3 protein-coding genes and 1 pseudogene are annotated in these 6909 nt (G+C 66.9%); 2 read left to right on the plus strand and 2 right to left on the minus strand.

Annotated elements, in window-relative coordinates; translation table 11 throughout:
- Positions 1 to 695: pseudogene (locus AC1DYI_RS22810) on the plus strand (hypothetical protein); the annotation flags it as partial.
- A gap of 38 nt (positions 696 to 733) precedes the next feature.
- Here the strand turns inward: AC1DYI_RS22810 and ettA are convergent.
- Together ettA and AC1DYI_RS22820 are read right to left on the minus strand one after the other, a co-directional pair.
- The gene (ettA, locus tag AC1DYI_RS22815; RefSeq protein ID WP_477206423.1) at positions 734 to 2398 is read right to left on the minus strand and encodes an energy-dependent translational throttle protein EttA; all 1665 of its coding nucleotides are present in this window, start codon (positions 2396 to 2398) and stop codon (positions 734 to 736) included.
- Positions 2399 to 2516: 118 nt separating this feature from the next.
- On the minus strand, positions 2517 to 4964 hold the full coding sequence (locus AC1DYI_RS22820; RefSeq protein ID WP_477206424.1) for a putative bifunctional diguanylate cyclase/phosphodiesterase: 2448 nt from the start codon (positions 4962 to 4964) through the stop codon (positions 2517 to 2519).
- Positions 4965 to 5232: 268 nt separating this feature from the next.
- Between AC1DYI_RS22820 and AC1DYI_RS22825 the strand changes: the two genes are divergently transcribed.
- The gene (locus AC1DYI_RS22825; RefSeq protein ID WP_477206425.1) at positions 5233 to 6603 is read left to right on the plus strand and encodes a S8 family peptidase; all 1371 of its coding nucleotides are present in this window, start codon (positions 5233 to 5235) and stop codon (positions 6601 to 6603) included.
- Positions 6604 to 6909 lie beyond the last annotated feature (306 nt).

A 6909-nucleotide genomic window follows, 5' to 3' on the forward strand; every position in this document is an offset into this window, starting at 1 on the left:
GCGGAGTGGGCTCGACCGCCAATTACGCGGTCCTGCGCGACAAGCTGGCCCCCAGGGGTCGTGCGACGCTGATGGCCGACTCGGGACCGATGATGAATGCGCCGCGCGGCAACACCAAGGAACAGTCGCCGTCGCTGCCGCTGCATGAGCTGATCCGCGCCAGCTGGGGGCTGGACCTGCCCGGCGGCATGATCCCGACGCTGATGGCCAAGCTGCCGGGGCTGGACTTCAACAACATGGGCAGCCTGAACGGCGCCTTGGCGCGCCACTACCCGAAGGACCGCTTCGGCTACCTGGTCTTCCAGCAGGACGGCATCTTCTCGGGCTTCAGCTACCTCGACTTCTTCCCCGACATCGCCAACGAGACCGATCCGGAGAAGCAAAAGCAGATGCTCAACGTGCTGTGGCGACAGGACATCGCGGCCTGGCTGCCCTCACTCGACGCTGAGCCCAACATCTCGTACCACGTACCGTTCTTCCGTGACTTCAACGAGTCGCACTGCCTGACGATCGTCGACTTCTCGGGCACCGGCATCCAGGAGAAAGGCATCGTCAGCGCCGGGACCTTCGTCAACAACGGGCTCGACCGCAAACCGCCGATGCGCAACGTCGAGCAGGACCAGGTGAGTGACCTGACGCAGCCCTTGTCCATTGCATTGGAGATCCTCGCGATCGTCCTCGACATCTTTGGCTGACCCTGAAACAACAAGGGCGCCTCGCGGCGCCCTTGTTCTTACTTGAGTGCTTTGAAGCGCATGCGGTGTGGCCGCGCGCCTTCTTCGCCCAGACGGCGCTTCTTGTCTTCCTCGTACTCCTGATAGTTGCCTTCGTAGAAGTACCACTGCGACTCGTCTTCGACGGCCAGGATGTGGGTGCAGATGCGGTCGAGGAACCAGCGGTCATGGCTGATCACCATCGCTGAGCCGGCGAACTCGAGCAGCGCGTCTTCCAGCGCCCGCAGGGTTTCGACGTCCAGGTCGTTCGACGGTTCGTCAAGCATCAGCACGTTGCCGCCCTGGGCCAGGGTCTTGGCCAAGTGCAGGCGGCCGCGCTCACCACCGGACAGTGAGCCGATCAGCTTCTGCTGGTCGTTGCCCTTGAAGTTGAAGCGGCCGATGTAGGCGCGGCTGGGCATCACGAACTTGCCGACGATGATGTTGTCCAGGCCGCCGGAGACGTCCTGCCACACGGTCTTGTCGTTGGCCAGGCTGTCGCGGCTCTGGTCGACGAAGGCCAGCTTGGCGGTCTTGCCGACCTTGACCTCGCCCGAATCCGGCTGCTCGCTGCCCTGGATCATGCGGAACAGCGTCGACTTGCCGGCCCCGTTGGGGCCGATGATGCCGACGATCGCGCCGGCCGGCACCTTGAAGCTCAGGTTGTCGATCAGCACCCGGTCGCCGAAGCTCTTGGTGACGTTGACGAACTCGATCACCTCGTTGCCCAGGCGCTCACCGACCGGGATGAAGATCTCGTTGGTCTCGTTGCGCTTCTGGTAGTCGACGTCGCTCAGCTCCTCGAAGCGGGCCAGGCGCGCCTTGCTCTTGGCCTGCCGGCCCTTGGCGTTCTTGCGCACCCACTCCAGCTCCTGCTTCATCGCGCGGGTGCGGGCGTCCTCGGTCTTCTGCTCCTGCTCCAGGCGCTTTTCTTTCCCGTCCAGCCAGTCGGAGTAGTTGCCCTTGTACGGATAGCCAGAGCCGCGGTCGAGTTCGAGGATCCATTCGGCCGCGTTGTCGAGGAAGTAGCGATCGTGGGTGATGGCCACCACGGTGCCGCTGAAGCGCTTGAGGAACTGCTCCAGCCACTCGACCGACTCGGCGTCCAAGTGGTTGGTCGGCTCGTCRAGCAGCAGCATGTCGGGCTTGCTCAGCAGCAGGCGGCACAGCGCGACGCGGCGCTTCTCGCCACCGGAGAGCTGCCCGATCACGGCGTCCCAGGGCGGCAGGCGCAGCGCGTCGGCGGCGATGTCGAGCTGGTGTTCGGTGTTTTCGCTGCCGGCCGCAGCGATGATGGCTTCCAGCTCGGCCTGTTCGGCGGCCAGCTTGTCGAAGTCGGCGTCCGGCTCGGCGTACTCGGCATAGACCTCGTCCAGCCGCTTCTTGGCCGCCAGCACGCCGCCGATGCCCTCTTCGACCGACTCGCGCACGGTCTGCTCGGGCTTCATCTGCGGCTCCTGCGGCAGGTAACCGATCTTGATGCCCGGCATCGGCGTGGCTTCGCCTTCGATTTCCTTGTCGATGCCGGCCATGATCTTCAGCAGCGTCGACTTGCCCGAGCCGTTCAGGCCTAGCACGCCGATCTTGGCGCCGGGGAAGAAGGACAGCGAGATGTCCTTCAGGATCTGCCGCTTCGGCGGCACGATCTTGCCGACGCGGTTCATGGTGAAGACGTATTGCGCCATTGCGGGATGTCCTGCGAGTGGTCGGGAAAGCGGGGGCGCCGCCGTGATGCGGATCCGGTCGGCGCGTCCGGGCAGCGCGCCGCCAGTGCAGGCGGGGCTGTCGCCGGTCAAACGCGGATTATCGCCCGGCCAGCGTTTCGGCGCTTCGCCGGTCCAATGGCACCTGCATGGTTTCCGGCAACTCGCCCGGCTCGGGTCGGCTGGTGGCGCCCCAGCCCTCGAGGAAGGGCAGCAGGCGCAGCAGCGGCATCGGCCGTGCCACCAGGTAACCCTGGATCAGGCGGCAGCCGGCGTGGTTCAGCACCTCCAGCTGCACCGGCTCCTCGACCCCTTCGGCGATCGTCTGCATGCCCAGCGTGGTGGCCAACTGCACGATGGTGCGCACGATCGCGCGGGCGTCGTGGTGGGTCATCAACTCGCGCACGAAGGCACGGTCGATCTTCAGCGTGTCGAACGGGAAGCGGCGCAGGTACTGGAAGGCCGAGTAGCCGGTGCCGAAGTCGTCCAGCGCGATGCGCACGCCCAGGGCCTTCAGCGCATGCAGGTGCGACAAAGCGGCGGCCGGGTCGTCCATGAAGACCGATTCGGTGATCTCCACCTCCAGCCGCGACGGCGGCAGGCCGCTTTGGCGCAGCGCCTGCTGCACCTCTTCGAGAAAACCTTCCTGCATCAGCTGCACCGGCGACACGTTGACCGATATCGCCAGCCCCGGCAACGCCGCCTGGGCCTCGGTGCAGGCGCGCGACAGCACCCAGGCGCCGATGTCGCCGATCAGCCCGCAGCGTTCGGCCACGGGGATGAACTCCGAGGGCTCGACGGTGCCCAGCTCCGGGTGCTGCCAGCGCAGCAGCGCCTCGGCGCTCGCCACCTTCCAGTCGGCCACGGCCACCTGAGGCTGCCATTCCAAGCTCATTTCGCCGCGCTCGATCGCCTCGCGCAGCGCCGCCTCGACCTGGCTGGCGCGCCGGTTGCGCTGGCCGAGCGACGGCACGAACAGCTCGAAGCGGCCGCGGCCCCGCTCCTTGGCGGCGTACAGCGCCAAGTCGGCGTTGCCCAGGATCTCGTCGACCGTGTGGCCGTGCTCGGGGATCAGCGCGACGCCGATGCTGGCGCCCATCGACACCAGCCGGCCCTGGATCACCGCCGGCCGGTTCAGCACTTCGACCAGGCGCTGCGACAGTTGCTGCACCTCGCCATCGCTGCGTACGTCGTCCAGCACCACCGCGAATTCGTCGCCGCCCAGCCGGGCCAACAGGTCGCTGCTGCGAACCATGCCCTGCAGGCGTCTGGCCACCTGGCGCAGCACCGCGTCGCCAGCCGAATGGCCGAATGAGTCGTTGATGGTCTTGAAGTTGTCCAGGTCCAGACACAACAAGGCGCTGCGCCGGCGCGGCTCGCCCGAGGCCGTCAAGGCTTCGTCCAACCGCTCGCGCAATTGCACCCGGTTGGCCAGGCCGGTCAATGAATCGAAGTGGGCCAGGTAGGCCAGGCGCTGGTGCGTCACACGCTGCTTGGTCACATCGCTGATCACGCCGCGCCAGCCGGTGCTGTGGCCGGCTTCGTCCAGCAAGGGCTTTGCGGTGATCGACCACCAGGCCGAGCCATCGCGCTGCTTGACCTTCAGCACGACGTCGCGAAACGGCTTGTCCAGCAGCACCGCACGGCGCAGCGCCGGCAGACCGCTGGACTCGTCGATCACCACGCCGGCGCGGCGCTTGGGCATCTTGGTGCGCGACTGCAGCACGTCGACCAAGGTGCTCTTCTGCAGCTTTTCGCGGCTGCGGCCCAGCAAGGCGACCAACCGGTCCGAGACATGGGTGAAGCGGCCGCGGCGGTCGACCTCCCACAGCACGTCGACCGAATGTTCCTCGAAGTCGCGCAGCAGCAGGCCGACAACCTGGCTTTGGCGCTCAGCCTCGCGCTGCGATGCCAACCGGGCGCTGAACAGGCGGCTGATCGTCACCACCCCGGCCAGGATGACGACGGTGTAGACCACCACCATCGCCGCCAGCCCGAACAGCACGGCATGGCCGGTGCGCAGCAGTGAAATGATCGCGGCGCTGCTCAGCACCGCGATGTGGACCAGGCTGGCAGGCAGCACCGTGGCCAGCACGAAGGCCCCGGCGCACAGCACGCCGCTGGTCAGCACCGCCAGCATCAGCTGCTGGGTCGGCGCGGCCATCGGCAGCCAGAGCAGGGGCACCACTGCCCACGCTCCGCTGATGAAGGCGGACTGGGCGGTTGCCCGCACCACGGCCCGCGGCGGCATCTGCCTCACGACACGGCCACGCCAACGCCACCAGCTGTGCATCGCGTGGGCGCAGCCGCCAACGAACAGGCATGCCCAGATCGCCAGGTGCAGCACCGGCACGGTGCGCGCCAGAAAGACCAGCACCAACGCGGCGTTCAACAGGTTGGCGGCCATCACCAGCGGCGTCATGCGCAGCACCGCCTCGATGTGGCGTGCGCGTGCTTCGCCCGCAGCCGCCTCGGCCGAGCTGTAAAGCCACTGTTCTTGTTGCCACAAAAGCCGCAACCGGCCGAGCATGGACGATTCGTGCTCCACGCCGTCCTTTCGTCTTCTGGGTCAGGTGGCCGGCCCAACGGGCCGGGGCAGCGGACACGTTCGCCCGCCGATCTGCGATTTATCGGACATCACAGCACCGGCTGAAGGCTCCTGACCGGGTGATCTTGTTCAACAACGCTCAATTCTGCGCCGGCCGGCAGTGTCGGCCCGCTGCAGTCTCGACGGCGTCCTGGTCAAAATCAATTGCACGGAGCGTGCCATTTGCCGCACCGAATGACACCGATCAACGATGGAGCAAGCCCGAAGCATGAAGACATTTTCTGCCCGCACGCTGATCGCCCTGGCCGCCGCTGCGGCCATGGGCGGCGCCCTGGCCAACCCGGCCAAGGTCGACGCCGACCTGCAGCGCAGCGAGCTGCGTTACGTGGCTTCCGAAGTGCTGGTGCAATTCCGCGCCGGCCATGCACCAGCCGCCCGGGAGGCCGCCCTGGCAGCGCTCGGCGCCCAGTCGGTGCAGCGTCTGCGCGCTGCCGCCGACGGTGAACTGCACCGGGTGCGCCTGCCGCAGGGCTTGGCCGTGGCCGACGCCATCCGCCACCTGCGGGCGCAAGGTGCCGTCCGCTTCGTCGAGCCGAACTGGATCTACACCCACCAAGCCGGGCCGAACGACCCCTACTACCAGGACGGCAGCCTGTGGGGCGTCTACGGCGACACCTCGCCCGGCCAGCAGAACCAATACGGCAGCCAGGCCGCTGAAGCCTGGGCGGCCAACAAGAAATGCTCGGCCAACGTCGTCGTCGCGATCATCGACGAAGGCGTGATGACCACCCACCCGGACACCCAGGCCAACATCTGGCAGAACCCGCTTGAGATCGCTGGCAACGGCATCGATGACGACGGCAACGGCTTCATCGACGACATCAACGGCTGGGACTTCGAGAACAACGACGCGTCCACCTTCGACGGCGTGGGCGACGACCACGGCACGCACGTGTCGGGCACGATCGCCGCGGTGCGCGGCAACGGCATCGGCACCGCCGGCATCTGCGGCAAGGCCAAGATCGTCAACGCCAAGTTCCTGGGCGCCAACGGCGGCACCACCGCCAACGCGATCCTGGCGATCGACTACATCACCGACCTGAAGACCCGCCAGGGCCTGAACCTGGTCGCCTCGAACAACTCGTGGGGCGGCGGCGGTTTCTCGCAGGGCCTGAAGGACGCGATCGACCGCTCGGGCGCGGCCAACATCCTGTTCATCGCCGCGGCCGGCAACGGCAACATCTTCGGGGTCGGCCAGAACACCGACAACAAGCCGAACTACCCGTCGGCCTACACCAGCGAGAACATCATCGCGGTGGCGTCGATCACCAAGACCGGCGCCAAGTCGGGCTTCTCGAACTACGGCCTGGTGTCGGTCGACCTGGGTGCACCCGGCTCGGGCATCTGGTCGACAGTGCCGAAGATGGTCAACGGTGTGCTGACGCCGAGCTATGCCTCGTACGACGGTACCTCGATGGCCACCCCGCACGTGACCGGTGCAGTCGCCTTCTACGCCTCCCTGCACCCGGGACTGACGGCAGCGCAGATCAAGGCGGCCATCCTGGCAGCCGCGGTGCCGACGCCGTCGCTGGCCGGCAAGACGGTGACCGGCGGCCGGCTCGACGTGAGCGGTTTCTGACCCGCTGTCAACCACATTTCCGTGGCCAAGGCCCGTCATTCGACGGGCCTTTTTCATGGCTCTTTGCGCATTGAGTAGTGACAGGCGCAGGCCATGAGCCAGTGGAAGTGCATCGTGCCAGGTAGACGGCGGCAAGCCGGGTTCCCTGGAGAAGRCGATGCAGGAACAAGACTGGAAGCGGTGGTTGAAGCGGTTGCACGAGCTCAGCGCTCGGCAGCGCCAGGCGCTGATGGCGCAGTTGCACACACCGGACGAGGGCGAGCGGGTTCTGGCTCAGATTGACCAGGCGGGCGAAGCGACGCCGAG

The organism is Ideonella sp. P3_A4 (assembly GCF_056403075.1).